The sequence below is a fragment of the Opacimonas viscosa genome (assembly GCF_024199005.1).
Taxonomy (GTDB): Bacteria; Pseudomonadota; Gammaproteobacteria; order Enterobacterales; family Alteromonadaceae; genus Opacimonas; species Opacimonas viscosa.
Genome location: NZ_JANATA010000383.1, coordinates 1 through 223, shown reverse-complemented (window position 1 = coordinate 223; position 223 = coordinate 1). Strand labels below are relative to the sequence as shown.

General features: G+C 40.4%; 1 protein-coding gene. It reads left to right on the top strand.

The genetic code is table 11. The features are described from left to right. Nucleotides 1-5: 5 nt before the first annotated feature. Nucleotides 6-223 (top strand): RNA polymerase factor sigma-54 (locus tag NLF92_RS14365; RefSeq protein ID WP_489886398.1); only part of this gene is annotated, 218 nt, incomplete at its 3' end.

Genomic DNA, 223 nt, shown 5'->3' with positions numbered 1-223 from the left:
TTGATTTGAATTTAAGTGAAAAGAATCAAAGGATTTTTCAATTCATGATTGAGTCCATTGATTCCAATGGCTATTTAAATGAACCGATTGACCAAATGGCCGCTGCTCTAGTGGCTTCGGCAGAAGAAGTAGAAGCTGTTCTTCATCAGCTTCAATCATTAGATCCTGCCGGTATTGGCGCTAGATCATTGCAAGAATGCATCCTGCTCCAGCTTAGACGAAA